Here is a 23,909-nt window from a genome sequence, read left to right as displayed (position 1 = left end):
TTGTATAAATATTGCTTACTGAATTTTAATTTGAATTAAAATTTTTTAATTTTCCTTTCATAGATAGCTTTATCTCTAAACTTTTTTGCGCTACATTATTCTTTGATATACAAAGTTATCCTTCAATATGTTGGAAATGTAGTTTTGAGTTATCTAATTAGTTTTTGTATATCCATTTAAATTGACTAATTTTTGCTTAGTTAGATCAACAGACCTCATGTAATTAGTAGTTTGATTGGCTTTATTTTGGAGTTGAATATTTTGTATTCAATTTTATTAAATATTGAGCAAATATGCTGTGATATAGAAAAGTCGATCTCAAAAACTATATTTTTATTCTTTGCCAGGTATAATGATCGACCCGCCTATAAATTGTTTTATTATAGTGTTCATAATTTTTACTTTATAAAGCAATTTAAAAGGTAATAACGCTGTTATTAATTTTAATTATTGCGTTAATAGCAAGGTAACTTAATTGACTTGCTGACTGACTTCGGTGGCAGTATTTAACTTTTTTTGGTTGTCTATTATTAGCAACCATTGTTGCTTGAGGAGTTTTTTGTGTCTGCAATTGTTTGGCAGAAATGTGCAAAGCTTTTGGAAGAAGAATATCCTCCCCCACAATTTAATACTTGGTTACGGCCTCTACAAGCTGAACTACAAGAAAATTGCTTAATTCTTTTAGCTCCAAATAAATTTGTTGTTGAATGGGTTAAAAAGAATTTTTATACCCGTATTAAAGAGTTAGTGCATCAGTTTGGGGGAGATTTAATATCGTCGGTGAGTATTGAGGTAGGAACTAAAGTGGCTCAGCCTGTTACCGTTGACAAAGTAACTGTCTCTGAGGTATCACCTGCTACTCCCAAAGCTCCACCTAACAAGACTGCTGATTATAAAAATAGTTATTTAAATAAAAAATTTGTTTTTGATAGCTTCGTTGAAGGGAATTCGAACCAATTAGCTCGTGCTGCTTCTCTTCAAGTTGCTGAGCGGCCAGGAGACGCCTATAATCCTTTGTTTATTTATGGTGGAGTCGGATTAGGAAAAACTCACTTAATGCATGCTATCGGTAATGCTATTTTAAAAAATAACCCTGAGGCGAAAGTTCTTTATCTTCACTCTGAGCGCTTTGTAGCAGATATGGTTAAAGCATTGCAAACAAATTCCATTAATGAATTTAAACGTTTTTATCGCTCTTTAAATGCTTTATTAATTGACGATATTCAATTTTTTGCTGGTAAGGATCGCTCTCAGGAAGAATTTTTCCATACCTTCAATGCTCTTTTAGAGGGTCAACAACAAATTATTTTAACCAGTGATCGTTATCCTAAAGAAATCGAGGGTGTCGAAGAGCGATTGAAGTCACGCTTTGGCTGGGGATTAACGGTTGCCGTAGAACCACCTGAGCTAGAAACACGTGTAGCTATTCTTATTAGTAAAGCAGAGCAGTCTAATATTGAATTACCTTATGAAGTGGCTTTTTTTATTGCTAAGCGTATTCGCTCTAATGTTAGAGAGTTAGAGGGTGCTTTGCGACGTGTTATTGCCAATGCTCATTTTACTGGTAAGCCTATTACTATTGATTTTGTGCATGAAGCATTACGTGACTTACTCGCTCTTCAGGATAAATTAGTCACCATTGAAAACATTCAGAAAACAGTTGCTGAGTATTATAAAGTTAAGGTTGCTGATTTGCTCTCCAAACGTCGTAGCCGATCTATTGCACGCCCTAGGCAAATGGCAATGGCTTTAGCTAAAGATTTAACTAACCATAGTTTGCCAGAAATCGGTGATCATTTTGGAGGGCGGGATCACACTACCGTTATTCATGCTTGTCGTAAAATTAAGGAATTAATCCAAATTGATAACGACTTTGCAGAGGATTTTAAAAATCTTATGCGTATTTTATCGTCTTAATTGAGAATTACTATGTTTGAAATTGCTATTCCTAAGAACGAATTACTTCCACGTTTATTAATGGTGGCTGGCGCTGTCGATAAACGCCAATCTCTTGCAATTTTAGCTAATATTTTAATTTCAATTAAGCAAAAACGCTTAGTGTTGACTGCAACTGATTTAGAAATGGAAATATCAGCTTTTTTAAATTGTAATGATTGTCCTACTGAAGGTGAGATTACAGTTCCTGCTAAGAAATTTATTGATATTATTCGCTCGCTTGACGATGAAGCGATACCCACAATTAAATTAGATGATAATGCTGTAATTTTAAAGGCAGGTCGCAGTAAGTTTAAGTTAGCAACGCTTCCAGCCGAACAGTTTCCAAATAGTGATCAAGAACAACCTGACATTGAACTTACGTTGCCTAGGGTAGAATTACTTTGGTTATTGCAGTCAACTCACTTTGCTATGTCTCAGCAAGATGTCCGGGTATTTTTAAATGGTTTGCTTTTTGAACTCGAGGGTAACACAATTATCACTGTGGCTACAGATGGCCATCGTATGGCTATCTGTAGGCATTTGTCTAATCTAAATTTTCCAAGCCAGCGCCTGCTGATACCTCGAAAAGGGATTCAAGAAATGCTTCGTCTCCTTAATTCTGTTGATGATGAAGAAATTAGTGTTATTGCTGGAAAAAATTACTTCTGCTTGATTACCGAGGATTATAAATTTAATTCAAAACTAATTGAAGCTAGATTTCCTCCTTATGCTAGAGCGATTCCTACCAATAATGATAAATTTGTTTTAATTGAAAAAGATCTTTTAAAGCGCTCCCTTCAACGGATAATGATTCTTGCCCACGAAAAATCTCGAGCTGTTTTGCTTCATATCCAATCTTCTGGAGTCACTTTGGTAGCTAATAACCAAGAAAAGGAAGAAGCAACAGAATGGTTAGAAGCTAATGTTGATGGCCAAGAGCTTAAAATAGGAATTAACGCTGGTTATCTTTTAGATGTTTTAAATATCTTGCCTGGTAATTTAGTTCGACTATCTATGTCTACTACTGATCGTAGTATATTAGTTGAATCTTTAGAGGATGAGCAATATCAATATATCATTATGCCTATGAAACTATGAAGCTTAATGATATTCAAATAACAAATCTTCGCAATATTCTTTCCGCCAAAGTAAATCTTCATTCCCATCTGAATTTCATCACTGGTAAAAATGGTAGTGGTAAGACATCCTTTCTTGAGGCTATTTACCTTCTTGCCAGTGGACATTCTTTTAGAAGCCGCGAAATTTCAGCTTTAGTTTCACATGAGCAGAATAGTTTAATCGTGTTTGCAAATACCATTGACAATCAATATGTCAGTATTCAAAAATCATTACGTTCTCCTACTATAGCGCGCATTAATGGACAGCCTTGTTTAACAAGTAGTGAACTCGCTTTTTTTTTACCTTGCCAAGTTATCTATCAAGATATCTTTCAAATTATTGATGCAGGTCCTGCAGTACGTCGAAGTTTACTTGATTGGGGATTGTTTCACGTGGAACATCCTTATCATACAATCTGGAAAGATTATCGGCGAGCGCTCAAACAACGTAATACTTTATTGAAACAACGTGCTGCCAATACAGCATTAATTCCTTGGAATAAAGTACTTTCTGCTCTTGCTGAACAATTAGATAATTATCGACAAGCATATTTTGTCAAGCTAGTACAAGCATTTAAAATTATTTTACACGAGTTAACAGAGGTTGAATGTTTGCTAAACTATTATAAAGGATGGGATAAGCGCAGTGAAGGTAAAGATTTAGAAGCTGTACTTGCTGCAAGTTATGACATTGACTTAGCTCGCGCGCAAACACACTATGGTGCTCACCAAGCCGATCTGATAATCACAAGTAATGATATAAAAGTTAAACATTTTCTGTCACGAGGACAACAAAAAATGGTTTTGTTTGCGCTAAAATTTGCGCAAACTGCTTTACTTAAAACTAACTGCATTCATTTAATTGATGATTTTACTTCAGAATTAGATGAGGAGCATTTGCAGTCTTTATTAAAGTATATTGTTAAAAGCAACAATCAATTTTTTATCACTTTACGTAAGGGCTCAAAAATAATTGCCGAGCTTGATTTTTCGCATCAAGTTCTTCAGATGGAGCAGGGCAATATTAAGATCCAAATAAAGTAGCTAAAGTGTTTCACGTGAAACAAAGAAAAAATGAATTCGGCATAGAGAGGCTCTAAAAATACAGAGTGCAGAAACCGTTGAATTGTTAGTAAGTGATATAAACCCTATACAAATAATGATATAATCACTTTTTGGTAAAATGTATATTAGGTAAGAGGATACTTATGGCCATTGATGCTAATTATGATTCGTCTAATATCAAAGTGTTAAAAGGATTAGATGCAGTAAGAAAGAGGCCTGGAATGTATATTGGCGATACCGATGATGGTACAGGCCTGCATCATATGGTTTTTGAAGTAGTTGATAATTCAATAGACGAGGCGTTAGCCGGTTATTGTAAAGAGATACATGTTATTATTCATGCTGATGAATCGATTACTGTACGAGATGATGGTCGTGGTATTCCAGTAGATATTCATCAAGAAGAAGGCCGATCGGCCGCTGAAGTTATTATGACTGTCCTTCATGCTGGTGGAAAGTTTGATGATAACTCCTATAAGGTCTCAGGCGGCTTACATGGGGTAGGGATTTCGGTAGTAAATGCCTTATCAGAGGAGCTCCATTTAGTGATTCGCCGAAATGGCCAAATACATGAACAGCATTATCGCCACGGTGTTCCAGATACTCCTTTAGCAGTCACTGGCGAGGCGTCCAACACAGGTACACAAGTTTGGTTTAAACCTAGTGCTGATACATTCAATAATATTGAATTTCATTATGAGATTTTAGCAAAACGCTTAAGGGAGCTCTCTTTTTTAAATTCGGGTGTTTGTATTCACTTATATGATGAGCGAACCGAAAGGCGGGATACTTTTCGTTATGAAGGAGGCATAAAAGCATTCGTTGAACATCTTAACCGCAATAAAACACCTATTATCCCGGTAGTCTTTTCATTTACAGCAGACAAAGAGGATGTTGTAGTTGAATTAGCTATGCAGTGGAATGACTCTTTTCAAGAAAATATTTACTGCTTTACAAATAATATTCCGCAACGCGATGGTGGCACCCATTTGGCTGGCTTTCGAGCTGGTTTAACTCGTACTTTAAATAACTACATTGAAAAAGAAGGGTTCGCCAAGAAAGCTAAAGTAGCCACGACAGGCGACGATGCGCGCGAGGGACTTACTGCTGTTCTTTCCGTAAAAGTTCCGGATCCTAAATTTTCTTCTCAAACAAAAGATAAATTGGTTTCGTCTGAAGTGAAGTCAATAGTTGAATCACTTGTTAGCGAAAAATTTAATGATTTCTTACTAGAAAACCCAGCTTGTGCCAAAGCTATTGTTAGTAAAATGATTGACGCTGCTCGTGCGCGTGAAGCTGCGCGACGTGCTCGAGATATGACAAGACGCAAAGGCGCATTAGATATAGCAGGCTTACCGGGGAAATTAGCAGACTGTCAGGAAAGAGATCCGGCGCTGTCTGAATTATATATTGTGGAAGGAGATTCAGCAGGCGGGTCTGCTAAACAAGGCCGAGATCGTAAATTTCAAGCTATTTTACCTCTTAAGGGTAAAATTCTTAATGTCGAGAAAGCTCGTTTCGATAAAATGCTTTCTTCGCAGGAAGTAGCTACGTTAATAACTGCGCTAGGTTGTGGTATTGGCCCAGATGAATATGATCCAGATAAAATTCGTTATCATCGCATTATTATCATGACAGACGCCGATGTCGACGGCTCCCATATTCGTACTTTATTACTTACCTTCTTTTATCGTCAAACACCTGAACTGATTGAGCGCGGATATATTTATATTGCCCAACCGCCGCTTTACAAAATTAAACGAGGTAAACAGGAACAATATGTGAAAGATGACGAAGCATTATTTGAGCACCTGACCCAAAGTGCACTTGATAATGCAGAGTTATACCCTTCTAAGGATGCGCCAGCTATATCAGCAAGAGCTTTAGAAGAATTAGTTTTGCAGTTTAGGAAATTGGAAAAGATTATTAAACGGCTTGCAAAACGTTATAATGAAGATTTACTTAGACAACTAGCTTATCTACCAAGTTTACAAGGGCAAGATTTTACTAAGAAAGATTCTATTACGGCTTGGGTTGAGCAATTAAGTCACTATTTAGTTACTATAAGTAATAAGGCATTACAGTATCGGGCTGAAGTTATTCATCAAGCTGAGCATGATATCTATTTACCTCAAGTTGTTATTACACAACATGGTTTGGAACATTATTCTTTATTTAATGCTGAATTTTTTGGCTCTAAAGATTATAGAGAAATAGTCCAATTAGGTTCAAATTTAATTAATTTAATTGATGAAGGCGCTTATGTAAAAAGGGGTGAGAAAATTGTAGCTATCAAAAATTTTGCAGAAGCTTTATTGTGGCTAATGGAAGAAGCAAAGCGTGGTCAATCTATTCAGCGTTATAAAGGGCTTGGTGAAATGAATCCAGAACAACTCTGGGAAACTACAATGGATCCCACAGTTAGACGTATGCTGCAGGTTAATATTGAAGATGCTATTTCAGCGGATGAAATATTTACAACACTCATGGGAGATAATGTTGAACCACGGCGTGATTTTATTGAAAGTAATGCTCTAGAAGCAGAAAATATTGATGTTTAGACTGTATCATCAAGTAAAAAGCCGCATCCTTGCGGCGAAGCACATCCTGTACTGGTCCCTTGTCTTTGACTTCCTGTCAGACTAATCCATGTCATCCTTTATTGACAAGTATATGTATAATAATAAATTTAACCTAAAGTTAATTGCGGTTTAAACTATAAGAAATATCTCAAAAGAGAGGAGGATACAGACCTGAGTTCTAAAAATACCAAAACTTAGTTAAATTTATAGTTACATTAATAATTTCACTGATAAATTGGGCATATTATTTGCCTTTAAAAGCTCTAACAGCGGCTAATAATAAATCTGTGCATGAACTTAAACCATCATTTATTTTAGCTAGGCAAAAGCCTTAGTATTGTTTAATACTTAAGCTAGATTGCTGTGCTTTATATTTAGAAGCTATCTTGAAACCAATAATTTGCTAAAGGCGTATTTCGATAGTGATTAAGGTGGGTAAAAAAGAAATCATTAGCCTTTTTTTGTTGATTTGTCTTTAGTAAGCAGGATAGAAATGTTTGCGTATAAATTTCATTTTGTGCATCGCTCCCACCTAATTGAAAGCAGCTATGAATAACAGGCTGCATCACGTCATAAGCAGCTTGATAATTATTCTCAGCAAAGTATTTAATCCCAGAACATAAAGGCCAGGCAATGTTTTGCCATAAATTACGATCACAATTAGAAGTTATTGTAGAAGCATAAGATTTAATAGATTGTAAGGATTTATTCGCTAAATCACTTTTATCAGCTCGGGTAAGACAATAAATAAAATGAACATTATTAAAAGGAATATAATGTTCAAAAGGATGTGAGCCTAGATAAGGTATAATCTGATGAAAATAGTTATCTTGCGGCAGTCCTGCTAAATCCAGACGCCATAATAAGGAAATAGCATCAATTTGCTCTAAAATAGTATTAGGTAAGTTGCCAAAAATAGCAGGAAAAAGTTCTAAGACTTTCTGTTCATTACGATTAGCCAAGTGAAATAACGCGAGATGCCAAGTATTATGTCCTTTTAAAAGAGGTAAAATAGTTGCCCAAGATGAGGATAAACGTTCTAAACAGCGGATACCTTCCTCTATATTATTTTCAAGCAAATAGGCATGCGCTAAAGTATGATGTGCCCACGGGACAGCAGAGTTAGTTAATTCTATAGCTCGCTTCGCAATTGCTTTAGCTTCAGCGGAATGCCCACAAAGCTCATGTGCGAAGGAGTAACTTGATAAAAAAGCGGGATCATCTTGATTTTGTTTTACGCAACTCTTACACAATTTTAAAAAATATTGGCTTTGATAAGATTGCCCAGTACAGTAAAAAAGCCATTCAGCAAATTTTAATGCTAATACATCTTTGGGAAAATGTTTAACAATGCTAGTAAACAAAGTAATTGCGCACTCGTAATTTAACTTAGCCCAGGCATAAACGGCATAATATGTTAGTTTTTCTCGTAAGTTTGAATGATGCAGCAGTTTTTCTGACTTATGGAGAATCTGTAGTGCTATTTTAGTTGCCGTATCTTCTTGGGCATAAAGGTAAAAAGCAGCTGCGTAGGTTTGGATAAGCAAATTATCGGGATGGTCGGTCGCTGCTTTAAGAATAACTTCAGCATTATTTCCTGAATTTAAAATTTGATCATAAAAGTAATTAATAGCTTCTATTGCTTGTGGAGACTTAGTTGTAACAGTTAATCCTCTTTGGGTCTTCATAATATATACTTAGATAACAAGATCTATAAAGAAATCATAGCAGATAGAATTAAGCTGTAGATAAAGGCAATAATTGGTTTAATTTAAAACATAGTAATTTAAGTATTATTTTGCGATAATAATGACTGTTTTAGCCCAAGTTTTAATTCTTTAATTACTATTTAGTCGCAGTTAATAAATTTACCATACTTGAAATCATAGTCATTTAATTATAAATGGATAATAGTTTGATGGGTATGAAATAACTTCCAATGAATTTTAGGTAGTGTGTTTCTTATGATGATATCTAACGTTGAGCAAAAATCGCTTACAGAGTTTACTGAAAAAGCTTATCTTGATTATTCCATGTACGTCATTTTAGACAGGGCTTTGCCACATATTGCTGATGGCTTGAAGCCTGTGCAAAGACGTATTGTCTATGCTATGTCGGAGCTTGGCCTTAAAGCGACAGCTAAACATAAAAAGTCAGCGCGCACGGTTGGCGATGTATTAGGTAAATTTCACCCACATGGTGATACTGCTTGCTATGAAGCAATGGTACTCATGGCTCAACCTTTTTCTTACCGATATCCATTTGTTGATGGGCAAGGAAACTGGGGCTCACCTGATGATCCTAAATCTTTCGCAGCAATGCGTTATACAGAGGCTAAATTATCAGGCTATGCGGATTTATTGCTTTCAGAGTTACAACAAGGCACAGTTGACTGGGTAGATAATTTTGACGGCACATTATCAGAGCCTTCGCTTCTGCCAGCACGCCTACCTAATGTTTTATTAAATGGTGCAACTGGTATTGCTGTCGGTATGTCAGCAGACATATTGCCACATAACCTAACTGAAGTTGCCAACGCTTGCGCCTATTTACTTGATCACCCAAATGCTAGCTTAGATAAAATCTGCAAACACATTAAAGCACCTGATTTTCCTACGAATGCTGAAATTATTACACCCACAGCTCAAATTCGGGCAATGTATGAAACGGGCATGGGCTCAATTAAAATGAGGGCGGTGTATAAAGTTGAACGCCATCAAGTTGTAATAACAGCACTGCCTTATCAAGTTTCAGGCGCTAAAGTAATAGAACAGATAGCCGCGCAAATGCAACAAAAGAAACTTCCTTTAGTGGAAGATTTACGTGATGAATCTGATCATGAACATCCTACTCGTTTAGTTATCATACCTAAATCAAATCGGGTGGATATTGATAGCTTGATGTTACATCTCTTTGCTACGACTGATTTAGAGCGTAGCTATCGAGTTAACTTTAATATGATTGGCTTAGATGGTAAGCCTAAAGTAAAAAATTTACTAACTATTTTAACAGAGTGGTTAAGCTTTAGATTGACCACAGTTGAGAGAAGATTGCGTTATCGTTTAAATAAGATATTAGATAGGATTCATGTTTTGGAAGGATTACTCATTGCATTCCTTAATATTGATGAGGTCATTGCAATAATTCGCGAAGATGAGAATCCTAAACAAGGTTTGATGAAGCGTTTTCAATTAAGTGAAAGACAGGCTGAAGCAATTCTTGAAATAAAGCTGCGTCACTTAGCTAAGCTTGAAGAAATAAAATTAAAAGGTGAGCTGGATGAGTTATCAGAAGAACGTGATTCAATTCAAGCAATTCTAGAGAGTGAAAGTGCTCTAAAGCAATTAGTTAAAAATGAAATTATTGCTGATCGAAATAAATACGGTGATAAGCGAAAATCGCCTTTAGTAGAGCGAAGCGAAGCGCAAGCCTTAAAAGAAACGGATATTATACCTAATGAACCAGTCACGATTATTTTATCTGAGAAAGGATGGATTCGCGCAGCTAAAGGTCATGATGTAAATGGGCAAGATTTAAGTTATAAAGCGAATGATTCTTTTAAAGCTCAAACAAATGCCCGCAGCAATCAGCAGATTGTTTTTTTTGATAGTACTGGCAAAGTTTATACTTTACCAGCGCATGTATTGCCTTCAGCACGTGGTCAAGGTGAACCTCTAACAGGAAAATTAAATCCCGCTAATGGTGCTACCTTTGAGGCAGTTGTTGCTGGCGATCCAGAAGATTACTTTTTAATTGCAAGTGATGCCGGTTATGGTTTTATAGCTCAATTGAATGATTTATATGTTAAAAACCGTAATGGTAAAGTTTGTTTAAAATTGACTGATAATAGCTTGGTTTTAACGCCGCGTTTAATTAATCAGCAGGAAGCAGCAAATGTCGCTTGTGTGACAAATGTTGGCCGTTTATTAGTGTTCTCAGCAGAGGAGTTACCACTTTTAAATAAAGGTAAAGGCGTTAAGTTAATTAATATACCCAGTGCTAAATCGTCTCAGCGTGAAGAATACTTAATTGATGTGCAAGTTCTAAGTAATAAAGATCTTTTAACAGTTTACGCTGGAAAACGTCATTACACTCTTAAGCCTGCTGATTTAGAGCACTATCGAGGTGAGCGAGGCCGGCGAGGAAATTGTTTACCTCGTGGCTTACAGAATGTAACTGCTTTGCGAGTCACTAAATCTGAAGCTTAAAAACTAAAAAGGTTTATTAAGTTGATGAAAATGAAATTAGTTGCAAGTAAAAATAAAACTACTTAGTTAACATTTTAATTAATAAATTTTTTTTGGCTGATGATAAGGTAGTTAGGGGTAGCGCTTGTAACGAAAGTGACTTATATAGCGATAAAGTTGATAAATTTTCTTGTGCTTTAATATGTTTTGCAATGGTATTAATATCACCTCTAACTAAAGGCCCTGTAAGTGCTGCTGCCAGATTAGGAGCGCATTGAATATTGGTAAGGCTTGTTTGCATTAAACGAGTAATAATAGGTTTAGCTTCTTGCTCTTGAATGCCCGCTTCAATAAGTAATTCTATAGCCTGTGCTGCTAAAGTGACTAGATGGTTAGCAGCAAGAACAGCTGCTGCGTGATATAGCGTTTTTTTACTAGCATCAACAGTTACAAGATTTGCTCCTAGAGGCTTAAAAAGTGTTGCTAAAATTGCTATTGCTTGCTCATCACCTTCAATTGCACAGTCACAGTCTTTAAAAGAATTTTGATCAAGCAGATCTGCTCTGAATGCTTTTAAGGGGTGAAAACTAGCAATGAAACAGCCTTGCTCTTGCAGGGGCTTTAGTACATCAGAACTTAAAACGCCACTACAATGAACAACAATACTTCCTGGTACGATAACTTTCTTTAGCGCAAGCTCTAAAGCCATAGGCGCAATATCGTCATCAGGCGTTGTAATAAAAGTAATATTTGCTGGTGGTAAATCAGTTAGAGAGGCTACTGGTTTTCCTTGATTCAGTAGTAAATAAGTTTGTTTAGCACTGGTAAAACTCTTGTTAAGAATCCCTCTTAAAGAACCTTGCCCGGTAGAAATAAGGCTTAAAGCTAAATTTTTTCCCAAGCGGCCTGCGCCAATCAAATTAAAATATAAAGGTTGCATTAATTAAAAGTTAATTCCTAGTTAAACTCAATTTAATTGCATTAGTATAAATGAGTTAAAAATTATTTCTAATTATTTTCATAAAAGGATGGGTTTCCGAGCGCTTTAGTTAGTATAGATAAAACTAGCTGTTTAGCCTTAAAATCGATTCATAAACTCTGGCCACTTATCAAGGTTCGTAATAATGAACATTTATTGAGTTTTAGAATTATAAAAAGTACTTAAGCTAACCAAAATCTAAAGATTTACTGCGAGCACTTATATCTTTCTGAAGATTTCAATGTTTTCATTAATTTCTTCAAAATTTTTAAAAATTTCCCTATTAAAAGCCTTGCCATTTTCTGTACCAAATGCAGGTGCATCACGATTCATTATTTGAGATATTTGTTTACTTAATTTATCTTTAGTTGACATTAGCTCAGTATATGATTCAAGCTTTTTTATTTGAGGAAAATATAAGCTAATCAACATTTCAAGTTGAGATAGAGGAGCTAACCCATAGCCTCCAGCCTTATTTAAATAACTACCCATATCTCTAACGATTGCTGCTGAAGTTAATTCAGAATAATCAGTTTTAACTTGGTAAGTTGTCAGATAAAGCTGCTCTAATTTTATTTTCTTAAACTTTTCATCTTCAATTTTTTCAGCATGCTTATTTGTCAAAAAATTAGTAAGAAGAGTAACTCCCGAACCTATAATTATACCTATAAGGCCAGTTATCGCTGGAATATATTCAGAAGGAATTTGGCTCGTAATTTATTTTTCCATTTATATTATCACGATAATAAAAAGAGCGGCTAATACCCACCTTTTCGCACATTTGAGACACTGAAAACTCACCGCTAGCTTTAAGACGCTTCAATTTATCTTTCTTATCTTTAGTCATTGACCTTGGTCTACCTCCAACTCTACCTTTCTCTTTTGCTGCATCAACACCCGCTTGTACACGTTCACGAATTAACTCTCGCTCCATTTCAGAAAAAGCGGCACATATATTAAACATTAACATTCCCATTGGGTAGAAGTATCAATCTTATTGTCCAAAGACTCAAAATTTATATCTCGTTCTTTGAAGTCTAGTATCATTTCTGCAAGTTTGATAATTCTCCTTCCTAGCCTATCTAATCGAACGACACAAACAGTATCGCCTTTGCGAAGTTTTTCTAATAAGCGGTTTAATTCCTTGCATCATTTTTGGCACCGCTTACTTTTTCACTAAATATTTCATCACAACCAGCATCTTTTAACTTTCGAATTTGAATATCTAGGCTTTGATCATTTGTTGAGACATGAGAATAACCGAATTTCATTTAGTATCCTTTGCATGAATTTTGTCTCACAAACCTAAATATCATTTAGTTTCGAGATAATTAGTTTTGGAAGTAGTTTTGGAACACCATTTTGATAGTGAAATAGAAAAAAAACAATAAAATAGCTAGACGTCCCAAAACCTCATGGATTAGAATTAATTATTTAATACTGCTGCAAACCCCTCTCCTTGGAAAGGAACTCTATTTCAGAATTAGCTTGTTTAACTGCATTGTTATGGTTAAAAAGGGTGCCCGGATATGTAAAATAGCTGCTAACCTTACTAGAGCCTTGCTTTAGAGTAGGTTGGCTCTTAAGCTCGTCAGGGAAGTTAAGTGATTTTTTATCCAAAATAGGTTGTGTATCTATTTTTTGCCTACTTTCACTTTCAGTAATTATAGTTTGGGGGGTAAGAAGTGTAGAGTCTAAATAAGTAGCATTAGGACGTGAACTCCTATTAGAAGCTAGCTCTTTATCTATAATTTGACTTGGTTTAATTAGCGCTTCCAACTCAAAATTTAGTCCATATGTTGAGTTATTTAAGTTTTTTGCCTCTTTGCACCAAAAAGCTTTAGACATATTTAACTCAGTATTGCGTGCTGCTAGATCGGCCATATAAATAGCAGCTACAGTAGCTGTAATCAGAATTGCAATTCCTACCCAAGGCATAACACTCAAGCTTGCCATTAGCCCTAGACCCACTAACATGCCCACTACACCTGCAGATCCACCAGCGATGGTGCCGAATGTACCAAAAAAACTATGAAGGGCAGCTTCATTTACTTTTTCATTTTCTTCAGCAGAATAAGATTTTATATTTAATTCATTAATTAGAAATTGATTAATATATTCTCGTAATAGCTTAGGCTCTAATTGAGTATAAGTATTATGGATTGCTAGAGAGTTTAGATACCGCAAGAAGCGAGCAAATAATTTATCTTTATTCCTATCCTCTTGCTCTAATTCAAGCGCTTTCATTTCTAGAAAATCGGTCAAATCAATTTCTGTTTTTAGTTTCTCATATTGCTTCATCATAGCTAAGAGTGTAGTAAGATTATCTGATAGCTGGTTTTCATACTTTTCTTTCTTTTTTTCTAACTCTTGTTTTTGTTTTTTCAAGTTGTGATAGCTTTTATACGCCATTGGAATACTTATAAGTAAAAAAGCAATACCACAAATACTGCCTAACACAAATGCAGTTGTTCCACCGATAGCTAAATTTAATACAGCACTTAAAATCCCAAATGTAGGCCATGCTCCGTTACCAGATCCTATCCCTTCTAAAACTGATTTAATTGTTGTTATCATTTAATTTTCTCCCCTCTTTTTAATACCTAAATAATCATCTTCTCTTCGTATTGTTTCTTAGTTACAAGTCTTACTTTTAAGGTAAGGATAGTAGGGTTACTCAACGTATTTAACGAAAAATTAACAGCATTACTAAGAAGTAACTTTCATCAATATTTGCTCCAAAAGTAAGATTGTTATTCAAAGGTAACAAAAATATATATATAGTAAAAATCAATTAATTTAATGGGAACGATAAATATTTCCTATTAAATTACGGTTTTTATAAAAATAAATAGCGGCTGGGATAATATATTTTCAAAAAATAAGTTTAATTTTTTACTAAAGATGCAGCTGAGAAAAACTGTATTCACTCGTCGTAAGAACAAAGAGAAGGGCGCTTTCTTCATATTTAATTGATATTGTAAAATGTAATTTGGTATTTGTTAAAACAGGATTGGTTAATGAAACCCAGAAGAAATGTGCCTGAAATTGAATATACACAGTAGCGCCTCTGAGGGATAAATATAGGACCTTCCTACAAAATAAATTGATTAATGTTATGGTTTTATCTATTGAGGGAATTTTGAAATATAATTTTTTTAATTATTCTGGATAATTTAAATCCAAACTATGTAAAACAGGTAGAAGGTTAGAGGAGGATCAATAGGAATTAAATCGGAATTAAGTCTGGTTAATTTTCTTATTAGACTTATCAGTATGGATACATTAAGAGGTAGTGTAAATTCTTTTTATAAACTAACTTTTTAACCGCGCATTTTACTTAGCTTACTGTCTAGCACTCTAAAAAACGTTAATCAATGATTAATGAGACATATAAGGCTAAATTATCAAAAATATAAGCAAATGGTCTATATTTAATTTATATATTTTTAGTGGCCAGTAGCTATGCCAAATCGATGGGAAGGTCAGGAAAGATTAATCCACACAGCAAACACAGTTACTATTGAGCGTTGTAATGCCGAATTTAATACTCAAATTCCTTCTTTAAACCCTCGAGGTATATGCCATCTCTTATGTAAAATATGGTCAGATTCTGTGAAAAATAACCGTATTGACGATTATTTTTCTCAGTTGGAATTAATTACAGAACCTAACCTTTTTAGTTTGGAAGTCTTAAAAATTTTAAAGACAATCCATTCACCTCCTATTGATACCAAAGTGATTTTTTCATATGAAAAGCCAGTGCAGTCAATGGCAGAGTTTTCTGGGTCTGGTTTGGATCAAAAAAACTGTCTAACTCAATTAGAAGATACTTTTAAACAAGAGAATACTTTGGTCATTTCCGTCCCAATTCATTCCATTGGTATGCATAAAACCTCAACAAATCAATTCATTGTATTTGATCCCAACGAAAATTCGTTGAGTGAATATGAAATGAAAATGGGTGGAAAAGTCTTTGATACTCTTGAAAATGCTATTGCTTACCTTTATAAGTCCTTTAGCAAAGTTTACAATAATAATAGAAATGAATTTTATTTTGAATTCTATTCAACTTATCTAAAACCCGCTGATGATATTGAAATATTATTCAACGCAATCAAATTTGGTGAGGTTGAAGAATTTCTTAATTTGATTAATCAAGAAAACGTAGGGAAACTCCATTCCAATTTATCGCTTCTCGAATTTACTATCATGTGGGATCGTCCAGAATTTATTCCAATTTTATTAAAATATGGAGTGGATCCTAAAAAAACTAATTCTGAAGGGGAAAGCGTTCTCGAACTAGCGTCAAGCTTAACAGGAGAATTATTCATTAACACAAAAAGCACGATTAATTATTTGCTAGATCAGAACTTTCCCATAGAGCAAGTTTCGAAGTCTCTAGCTAAAGCAATCGAGTCAAACAATATACCAGCTATTGAAGCTTTTGCTAATTATGCAGACCAACTTAAGAATGTAGAAGATAAAATAACTCTTATAGAGGATATGGTAGTGTTGTGTAGTAACAACAATAACGAAACATGTTTAAAAGGATGTCTTTCGCTTGGGATGAATATCTTACTATCGATTGAGGATTATGACCTAAGTCTAACAGAAAAGTTAAACGCTGCATGGCTACACCTTGCAGCCATCCAAACTTCAGATGCAGACTTTATGACAGAATTTTCATTAAAGCTAGTCATGAATTTTCTAGATATGACTTCTGTTAATACAAATCCAATGCAATTACATCCATTGAAAATTGCTATGAATTTTATTACACAAGCCATTGCACGGAGCCACCCAAATGGATTGCCTTACTTTCGTTCATTTGTGAATAATATTCTTGATGAATGCTCTGATTCGGATGTATTAGAATTATGTCGTCAGACGTTAATAACAATCATGGAAATGAAAATCACCTCCAAAAGTAATACCTCCCTGGGATTTTTCTCTCCTAAGCAAGAAAGACATGAGTTATGGCTAGATATAGAGGAACTAGCTGAACAATTGAATGAGAAAATTAGCGGAAATCAAGCAGGGTTAACTCAACTAAATTAATTCAAGTAAGAAGTCTTAAGGTGATGCCTAGAAATTAACGAGAAAGAAAACTTGAAGCTGTTTGCAAAGGCTCCTGCAATGAATAAATTTATTGAAGCTAGCTCATCTTGATTTGATCTAATATTCTGAAAATATTTGAGCTTACAAAGAAATTAGGCTAGTTTTTTAAATGCAACTAATGCATATGTACAAGCCAATAGACCTAACTACAGGAGTTCCTTCAAATCATTTTTATATTTTTTAACCAGACCTCTAGTAAATAAGGCCAATTAGCTATAGGTAGATTTGTTGTTCTTACTCCAAATCTATGATCGCCTTGCGCATATAAGTGCATTTTCACGGGAATATTGGCGTTTTTTAATGCGATATAGTAAACCAATGAGTGATTTATATTATCCACATGATCATCTTGTGCTTGTATCAGAAGTGTAGGTGGTGTTTGACCGTTGACCGTGATATCTGTATTTAGTTCAAACTTTTTTTCGTCATTCCATTTTGCTATGGACTTGTGAGGACATGGTAAATCCTCCCATGTGCCTAATTCCTACTTATTAGAAACGCACTTTCAAGATGTTGCCTCCTTTCTTAGAGAAAGAATTAATGAGCCCGTGACTCTATTGGGATACTCACTAGGGGGTATGATTGCTTTAATGGTTGCAGCACGTTATCCTGAATTTGTCCAGCAACTCATTATGTTAGATTCGCCTTTAACTTTAAAAACACTAACACCTATTATTGAGTCTCAAAAAGAATTTGGACAAAGACTTTTACATTATCGCCAAACCAATCAGATTGAACAATTATATGCAGAAATAAATGATGATTCATCCAGCATAGGCATGAGCTTGTGTGATCCTAGTATTATTGAAATAACAATAAATCAGCACGAAAAAATGATTGAAGGCTTTGATATTGAGCAGTTAATTCCTTTAATTAAGTGCCCATTCTTGCTTCTGCGTGGAGAACCGCAGTTAGGTAGCATGATTTCTGATGAGGATATTGGACGAGTTAAGCAACTTTCACCTCAAGTGCGGGAGAGAAAGATGCTAGGACTCGGGCATTCTATGCTATCAGAGGAAGAAGTTATAGCAGCACTTTTGAGTGAAATTACAACATAATAGTTTATAAGATGTGCTTATTAAAATTAGCTCCTATAAACCTTTATTTAAAGACAAGGTAAAGGTAATTTTATTTGTCCCAAACCCCCATAATAATTATTGAGCTTTTACGGCATTAGGATTTTTTTGGCAATTCCCGATCAAGTATGTATGGATAGGGTTTCCCAGTGACACTCAGCATGCTCCCATTTTATATGCTTCAATAATGGTATCAATTTCCAATGCCAACCTAACCTGGGTATTTTATTAAGGATTCCCGGTCTTTTGTCAATGAAACGCCTAATTCTTATAGATTCTAGGCGTTTAGAAGTACCATAACATCTGCAGCTAGGAGAACCCGCTTATTAGTGATTTCTTGGATCGTCCTTAGAGTTTACGTAAGTAATTCCCCAGGGCCCATTACCATGTAATTGAATAACTACAGGCTCATGCGTAAAAGCATAATGATGCATAGCAATTGGCATATAAGCAAAACTACCAGGTGGCATCTGAGTTGCTTTTTTTTCATCAAGCCTGTCACCCATACCCATATAAAATGTACCGGAAATAACTGTTACGTGCTCAACAACGGGATGCCAATGGGGAGGAATACGGTAATTAGCTGGCATTTTAATTCTCATAGTAAATAGACCCTTTTCCACAGGGTTACCTTCTAGAATTGATACCTGAGCACCCTGTGGAAGTGAATTAGGGGCAGGTGTCCATTTTATATCTGCGGGGGTAAAGATAGCATGAGGACCTTGAGCTTGATTACTATCAAGAGCAAATAAGGTTGTAGAAGTTGCCAAAATTGTGCCAAAGGTCGCAAAAATCAATAAATTTTTCATTATTTCTCCCTGATATTTATCTTCAGTATGCTTATTTTTCAAAAACCAATTTAACAGTAATAATTGCACCAAATTTATCTTATTACAAATGTAACTAGTAATTGGCAGAACCTATCCCAAAGTGCGATATATATTAAGGAAAAAAATGATTTATTGTTTGATATGTAAAATTAAATAACAAAAATGAAATTCGTCTTAAAAAGCCGTGTAATTAGGACATTTTTACCTTTATAAACTTCATGTAACTCAATAGCTACAGAAGTGTTAAAGGTTAATCTACCATTTTCCCAGCCGGCTTCCTACTGATTTTTGCTGGAATAAGGTTGTTGATGATACGAGAGACAGTTCTATCTACTCGCCGCTGAAGCATGATTTCAACCATGACTGTTTCATTCGGATGAAGAATTTTGTTAATGTCAGCAAGCGAGGAATGAAAATCAAGTAACCTGTAATAGGCAAGAGCTTGGTCATTTGCTTCAGGACGCGCCTTAATGCGAAACCCCAAATTACCTTGCATTTTTGGCGTATTAATTCCGGCTTCCATGATATCGTAGTCAAGAAAATAAGTTAATTTTCCTCGATCATGCTGGTTTCGCTGACGGTCTGCAAAGAAACCCGTAGGAAGCGCATTCTCGCTATATTTAGGTCCCGCAGTTAGATAAAGATCATAATCAATAAGATGATTGCCCCTGTCATCAATAAGTCGGAATATAATCATAGAGTAGCGATTGGTAATATACTCACGCTTATAGATAAGCGTCTTGACGAATTCTATATGCTCATTTTTCTGGGTTTCTTTAGTAAGCTTATTTAGCTCTTTTACCAATTTATTATAGGAGTCATGATTTCTTACTTGGAGGCATCGCAAGACCCATATAGCTGTAGGATGAGTCGCAGCATTGGCTATAGTAATGCTGCGGATAATTCCCATTTTTTTACCGGAATGTGAACACCCAGGCAAAACCCCAAATGCCATTGGTTGTGTCCGTAACATTTTGGCGACAACAAGATTTTCACCATTATTTCCTTCCTGATGTAACTTTAATAGACTGTAATTCATATTTGCAGCAGCTACGCGTACAACGCCATCAGATCCGGCTTCTCCTGTGTAGGAGTTAAGCGCATCATAAAGTTGGCGATCAATTTTCTGGCCTGTAAGTACAAAGGCATAGATGCCATTAGCAGTACAATCGTAATCAAGCCAATTTTCATTAAGTTGCCAGCTCATATCGCTTCCGAGCTCAAGCCAATCAAGCACATGTTGTCCCGGCTCAATCCCTTCAAAAAAACTTTTTATACGGCCTAGCCGAGATTTACCAAGTTGAGCAAGTGCAGAACCGTGGTTGGCAGGAGCCAACATGATAAGATGACTTAATGGGCACTTTGCAAGATTATTCTTAAAATATAAATCCATCCATTTACGAATAACGGGGCCGCCGGTTGAGTGAGTGATACAAGCAAAACGTTCCCCATTTCGCAGCTTATCAGCAATTTCGTCACGTACTGCATGATCAAATGCACGTGCAATATCGTCGACTGTTACTGTATCGTCAAAGCTTATATATTGCCCTAAATAGATATTACCAACCTGAATGCTCAGCTCTCCATCTTTGCACTGACTTTCAAGCCATTGAGGAAGCTCGCCGTAAGTATTGGTATGTGTGACACTCCAGCCATGAACGAAGATAACAATCATAACTATCCTTAACTTATTGACGTTACATGGAAGCATTATTGAATAAGTCGATGATTTGGATTATTTTACAAGAATATAGCTAAGTCAAATTAAAAAATTGAGGGTTGACACCTTGTCGCCAGTATTTGATTCTAGCTGTCGTTAATCGAATTAATAAACCTTCTCATAAGCCATACATTTATTGGCTCCAGAAATTAAATATAAAAATAAAATTAATTGTAAGAGCAATGATGAACTTATCAATGAAGACAAAAAGTCTGATAACTTTGGTGATCAGACTTAATGGAATACTAATAAAAGGGGATTCAATTTCTTTGTGTAATACAAAGAGCTTATTTGCTATTCAAACTTATAAAAAATTCTATCGAAATTCAGTACTCTTTGCTGGATTTGGTAATGTGTAGATTTAATAAGTGAACAATTACGTTTACTGCTATCTTCCTTTGTCACAGTATTTTCAAGGAATATAATATGATTAAAGTGACGATAAAATGTTTGCATCCTTTGTTCATTAGGTAGAATTTGAGATAAAGCGAGGATACGAGAACGCTTTCGTTTAGCTAGTTGGCTCATCTCTAGAGTGAATTGATTTATCCCATTTAAAGGTATCCTCTGTAGATAATCAATGATAATAAAATTATTTTCAGGCAAGCTATTAAAATCTGCACTTATTGTGCCGTAATTGGCTGCAGGAAATCTAATTTGAATCAGTTGCTCATCTAATTCTTGTTTGTTCTTCCTAAAAATTAATTTAATTCTATTAAGAATTACCTCTCTTGAGGCATGAAATGAATAATAAGTAGACTTAATGTTCTTGTCGCTTGCCTCTGCCATTAGATTCATAGCAAACGACATTTTGCCGATATTTTTATCTGCACAAACTAACATTAAATGTCCGGGCTTTAGCATAGAAAAAATTTGGGCGATATTTACTAAAGAATAATTTGAATAATGTTTTATCAACAAAGTCCAGTGAGTAAATCCTACTTGATTAGCGACATAATCGAGCGCCTGGTGTAAAGAGATTTGTTTTTCTTTTGCGTATAATTTCGCTTGCTTTTTTAATGTTTGAATAGAATAGATAGGTTGATTGTTTGACATAAGTGCTCTCCCTACTGCAAATACCTCCCTCTTAATATTTACAAGGTTATGAATACAATTGGAGATACCCACTTACGGAAAGTTTTGCTATAGAGGGATGCACGCTTGGGCAAGCGATGTTTTATAGAATACTAAATGCGTAATTACCTTGTCAAACATCCCACCTGAAACATGGTTCACCGGAGTGGGTAAAAACATCAATGGGTAGACCAAACGCTACAATTAATGTACAAACCAGTGTTGCAGGAGTTCTAAACAAGCCGAGAAAGAATTAGCTTATAGTCATGCAGAAAAACTCCTTACTTTAGAGTGAGCTTGATTAACAAGAGTTACTTACTTAACCTAAATATTTTTATCCGAATTCTACTGACGTTTGTCACAGGCAGGCTAGGCAAGTCAATAGTAAGCATACGGTATTAAGGTGGTTCAATTTAGATGAGAACCTTCAATTTATATTGAAGAAATTGATTTACCGTATCGCCTTAAAGCATAAATTGCCATATTTTTTGCAATTTCGCCCTCAGCAAAGAACACTTTTCCTGTAACCTCTTCCTGTAATAGTTCAGCTTCCTCTTCATCATGAGTACGCACGACTATTTCTATCTCTGGATTAAGTTCGTAGGCTAATTGAATCATTCTTCTTACATGAAAAGTATCGGGTATAACTATTATAAGCATGCTGGCATGGACAATATGACTCTGAATTAAAACAGAAGGGTTAGAGGCATCCCCATAAACTGCAGGAATATTAGAATCTCGTAACTCTTTTATTAATTCACGATTCTCTTCAATAACAACATAAGGAATAGCTTTTTCAGATAGTAAATTAGCTATATTTTTTCCTACGCGCCCATAGCCGACTAGAACAACTTGCCCCGCAAGATACTCTTTTTGAGTTGACATTGGTAACTCAGCCAACGGATCATTTGAACGCTCAAAGAACCTAATTAATTTAGGATAAGATTTTATCCAAGAATAAGTAGGATTTATAAGTTTGAAAATAAGAGGATTAAGAGCGATTGATATGATGGCCCCAGCTAGAATAAAACTGCGTCCTTCCTCGGGAAGCAAACCCAAACGCACGCCAAATTCAGCAAGAATAAATGAAAACTCACCGATTTGTGCCAGACTTGCCGATACTATCAATGCTGTTTGTAATGGATAACGACAAGCTAGAACTAATGTAAAAGCCGCAATAGATTTTCCAATAACAATAATGCCTATAACAGTTAATACTTGTAATGGCTGCTCAATTAAAACAGCCGGATTAAACAACATACCAACTGAGACAAAAAATAATACAGCAAATGCTTCCCTGAGTGGCAAAGATTCCTCAGCAGCACGATGGCTGAAAGAAGATTCTCGCATAATCATGCCTGCAAAAAATGCGCCAAGAGCAAATGAAACATTAAATAGTCTGGCAGCTACATAGGCAATACTAATTGCAGCAGTAATAACACATAAGGTAAATAATTCCCGTGACCCTGTACGAGCAATATGCCAAAGTACCTTAGGAAAAATTCGTCGTCCACCTATCAGCATTAAGGCAATAAAGGTGAATACTTTAACAAGTGTAAGGCCAAGTATAAGCCATAGCGGCTTATGTACATCAACCGTTGCTTGACCTCCAAGTGAATAAGATAATGGTGGCAGTAAGACAATGACAATAATCATGACTATGTCTTCAACTAAAAGCCAGCCTATAGCAATATGCCCATTGATAGAATCTAAGGCACCTCTTTCTTCAATTGCTCTTAATAGTACAACCGTACTAGCAACCGACAAAGAAAGTCCTAAGATTAATGCACTACCATAATCCCAGCCCCACATGATAGCAGCGTAACAACCGAGTAATGTTGCTACAACAATCTGCACAAGTGCACCAGGAATTGCAATATTGCGAACTCGCAGCAAATCTGTTAACGAGAAGTGTAACCCTACACCAAACATCAACAGCATGATCCCAATTTCAGCAAGTTCCTGGGCAATTTTAACGTTTGCGGTTATGCCTGGTGTAAAGGGACCAATAATAATACCTGCTAATAGATAGCCAACCAATGCTGGAAGCTTTAAGCGTACAGCAATAAATCCCATAATTAAGGATAAAGCAAATCCCACAGCAACAGTGGTAATTATAGGGATTGCATGATCCATTTAAATATCCTTATTTTAACGATTATAAGAACTAGGTATAACCATTTATCTTATTAGTATAGAGAGAAACAAGTAATATTTTC

16 protein-coding genes and 2 pseudogenes are annotated in these 23,909 nt (G+C 35.4%); 7 read left to right on the top strand and 11 right to left on the bottom strand.

Annotated elements, in window-relative coordinates; translation table 11 throughout:
• Positions 1-561 precede the first annotated feature (561 nt).
• From dnaA to gyrB, 4 genes are all read left to right on the top strand, one after another.
• A complete protein-coding gene (gene dnaA, locus ACQUW5_RS08875) occupies positions 562-1,917 on the top strand; it encodes a chromosomal replication initiator protein DnaA (RefSeq protein ID WP_444990878.1) in 1,356 nt (451 codons plus the stop codon).
• Positions 1,918-1,929: 12 nt separating this feature from the next.
• A complete protein-coding gene (dnaN, locus tag ACQUW5_RS08870; RefSeq protein WP_444990877.1) occupies positions 1,930-3,036 on the top strand; it encodes a DNA polymerase III subunit beta in 1,107 nt (368 codons plus the stop codon).
• Entirely contained in the window at positions 3,033-4,100 is a 1,068-nt protein-coding gene (gene recF, locus ACQUW5_RS08865) for a DNA replication/repair protein RecF (protein WP_444990876.1), read from the top strand. The genes dnaN and recF overlap by 4 nt, the downstream gene beginning before the upstream one ends.
• A gap of 164 nt (positions 4,101-4,264) precedes the next feature.
• Positions 4,265-6,682: a DNA topoisomerase (ATP-hydrolyzing) subunit B gene (gene gyrB, locus ACQUW5_RS08860; RefSeq protein ID WP_444990875.1), complete on the top strand. Its 2,418-nt coding sequence runs from the start codon at positions 4,265-4,267 to the stop codon at positions 6,680-6,682.
• Positions 6,683-7,077: 395 nt separating this feature from the next.
• Here the strand turns inward: gyrB and ACQUW5_RS08855 are convergent, their stop codons facing one another.
• Positions 7,078-8,391 carry a tetratricopeptide repeat protein gene (locus ACQUW5_RS08855; RefSeq protein WP_444990874.1) on the bottom strand — a complete coding sequence of 438 codons (1,314 nt, stop codon included), beginning with the start codon at positions 8,389-8,391 and terminating at the stop codon, positions 7,078-7,080.
• 276 nt (positions 8,392-8,667) lie between these two features.
• Here ACQUW5_RS08855 and parC point away from each other — a divergent pair, with 276 nt between their 5' ends.
• Positions 8,668-10,911: a DNA topoisomerase IV subunit A gene (gene parC / locus ACQUW5_RS08850; RefSeq protein WP_444990873.1), complete on the top strand. Its 2,244-nt coding sequence runs from the start codon at positions 8,668-8,670 to the stop codon at positions 10,909-10,911.
• 58 nt (positions 10,912-10,969) lie between these two features.
• Here the strand turns inward: parC and ACQUW5_RS08845 are convergent, their stop codons facing one another.
• The 5 genes and pseudogenes from ACQUW5_RS08845 to ACQUW5_RS08825 form a co-directional block, all read right to left on the bottom strand.
• Positions 10,970-11,830 carry a Rossmann-like and DUF2520 domain-containing protein gene (locus ACQUW5_RS08845; RefSeq protein WP_444990872.1) on the bottom strand — a complete coding sequence of 287 codons (861 nt, stop codon included), beginning with the start codon at positions 11,828-11,830 and terminating at the stop codon, positions 10,970-10,972.
• Positions 11,831-12,088: 258 nt separating this feature from the next.
• A complete protein-coding gene (locus tag ACQUW5_RS08840; protein ID WP_444990871.1) occupies positions 12,089-12,493 on the bottom strand; it encodes a hypothetical protein in 405 nt (134 codons plus the stop codon).
• 70 nt (positions 12,494-12,563) lie between these two features.
• Positions 12,564-12,716 carry a hypothetical protein gene (locus ACQUW5_RS08835; protein ID WP_444990971.1) on the bottom strand — a complete coding sequence of 51 codons (153 nt, stop codon included), beginning with the start codon at positions 12,714-12,716 and terminating at the stop codon, positions 12,564-12,566.
• A gap of 81 nt (positions 12,717-12,797) precedes the next feature.
• Positions 12,798-13,140: pseudogene (locus ACQUW5_RS08830) on the bottom strand (recombinase family protein); the annotation flags it as partial.
• Positions 13,141-13,303: 163 nt separating this feature from the next.
• Complete coding sequence (locus ACQUW5_RS08825) at positions 13,304-14,446, bottom strand: hypothetical protein (protein ID WP_444990870.1); 1,143 nt, start codon at positions 14,444-14,446, stop codon at positions 13,304-13,306.
• An 888-nt stretch (positions 14,447-15,334) separates the two neighbouring features.
• On the opposite strand from ACQUW5_RS08825, the gene ACQUW5_RS08820 reads away from it, so the two are divergent.
• A complete protein-coding gene (locus ACQUW5_RS08820) occupies positions 15,335-16,930 on the top strand; it encodes an ankyrin repeat domain-containing protein (RefSeq protein WP_444990869.1) in 1,596 nt (531 codons plus the stop codon).
• Positions 16,931-17,150: 220 nt separating this feature from the next.
• Here ACQUW5_RS08820 and ACQUW5_RS08815 read toward each other — a convergent pair whose 3' ends face one another.
• On the bottom strand, positions 17,151-17,432 hold the full coding sequence (locus tag ACQUW5_RS08815) for a prolyl oligopeptidase family serine peptidase (RefSeq protein ID WP_444990970.1): 282 nt from the start codon (positions 17,430-17,432) through the stop codon (positions 17,151-17,153).
• Positions 17,433-17,454: 22 nt separating this feature from the next.
• Here ACQUW5_RS08815 and ACQUW5_RS08810 point away from each other — a divergent pair.
• Positions 17,455-18,048, top strand: a pseudogene (locus tag ACQUW5_RS08810) (alpha/beta fold hydrolase); the annotation flags it as partial.
• A gap of 344 nt (positions 18,049-18,392) precedes the next feature.
• Here the strand turns inward: ACQUW5_RS08810 and ACQUW5_RS08805 are convergent.
• From ACQUW5_RS08805 to ACQUW5_RS08790, 4 genes are all read right to left on the bottom strand, one after another.
• A complete protein-coding gene (locus tag ACQUW5_RS08805; protein WP_444990868.1) occupies positions 18,393-18,875 on the bottom strand; it encodes a cupin domain-containing protein in 483 nt (160 codons plus the stop codon).
• A gap of 271 nt (positions 18,876-19,146) precedes the next feature.
• Positions 19,147-20,571: a phospholipase PlaB gene (plaB, locus tag ACQUW5_RS08800; protein WP_444990867.1), complete on the bottom strand. Its 1,425-nt coding sequence runs from the start codon at positions 20,569-20,571 to the stop codon at positions 19,147-19,149.
• 339 nt (positions 20,572-20,910) lie between these two features.
• Positions 20,911-21,672: a P-loop NTPase family protein gene (locus tag ACQUW5_RS08795; RefSeq protein WP_444990866.1), complete on the bottom strand. Its 762-nt coding sequence runs from the start codon at positions 21,670-21,672 to the stop codon at positions 20,911-20,913.
• A 450-nt stretch (positions 21,673-22,122) separates the two neighbouring features.
• A complete protein-coding gene (locus tag ACQUW5_RS08790; protein ID WP_444990865.1) occupies positions 22,123-23,826 on the bottom strand; it encodes a cation:proton antiporter domain-containing protein in 1,704 nt (567 codons plus the stop codon).
• Positions 23,827-23,909 lie beyond the last annotated feature (83 nt).

The organism is Legionella pelazae, from assembly GCF_052527395.1.
Note: the sequence above shows the minus strand (reverse complement) of the source record. Positions and strands in the feature narration are given on the sequence as shown.

What these genes read in the sequence shown, in the direction of transcription:
- ACQUW5_RS08805 (WP_444990868.1), bottom strand. Translation starts at nt 18,875, where the DNA reads ATGAAAAATTTATTGATTTTTGCGACCTTTGGCACAATTTTGGCAACT.
- plaB (WP_444990867.1), bottom strand. Translation starts at nt 20,571, where the DNA reads ATGATTGTTATCTTCGTTCATGGCTGGAGTGTCACACATACCAATACT.
- gyrB (WP_444990875.1), top strand. Translation starts at nt 4,265, where the DNA reads ATGGCCATTGATGCTAATTATGATTCGTCTAATATCAAAGTGTTAAAA.
- ACQUW5_RS08835 (WP_444990971.1), bottom strand. Translation starts at nt 12,716, where the DNA reads ATGACTAAAGATAAGAAAGATAAATTGAAGCGTCTTAAAGCTAGCGGT.
- ACQUW5_RS08855 (WP_444990874.1), bottom strand. Translation starts at nt 8,391, where the DNA reads ATGAAGACCCAAAGAGGATTAACTGTTACAACTAAGTCTCCACAAGCA.
- ACQUW5_RS08845 (WP_444990872.1), bottom strand. Translation starts at nt 11,830, where the DNA reads ATGCAACCTTTATATTTTAATTTGATTGGCGCAGGCCGCTTGGGAAAA.
- ACQUW5_RS08825 (WP_444990870.1), bottom strand. Translation starts at nt 14,446, where the DNA reads ATGATAACAACAATTAAATCAGTTTTAGAAGGGATAGGATCTGGTAAC.
- ACQUW5_RS08820 (WP_444990869.1), top strand. Translation starts at nt 15,335, where the DNA reads ATGCCAAATCGATGGGAAGGTCAGGAAAGATTAATCCACACAGCAAAC.
- parC (WP_444990873.1), top strand. Translation starts at nt 8,668, where the DNA reads ATGATGATATCTAACGTTGAGCAAAAATCGCTTACAGAGTTTACTGAA.
- dnaN (WP_444990877.1), top strand. Translation starts at nt 1,930, where the DNA reads ATGTTTGAAATTGCTATTCCTAAGAACGAATTACTTCCACGTTTATTA.
- ACQUW5_RS08795 (WP_444990866.1), bottom strand. Translation starts at nt 21,672, where the DNA reads ATGTCAAACAATCAACCTATCTATTCTATTCAAACATTAAAAAAGCAA.
- ACQUW5_RS08790 (WP_444990865.1), bottom strand. Translation starts at nt 23,826, where the DNA reads ATGGATCATGCAATCCCTATAATTACCACTGTTGCTGTGGGATTTGCT.
- recF (WP_444990876.1), top strand. Translation starts at nt 3,033, where the DNA reads ATGAAGCTTAATGATATTCAAATAACAAATCTTCGCAATATTCTTTCC.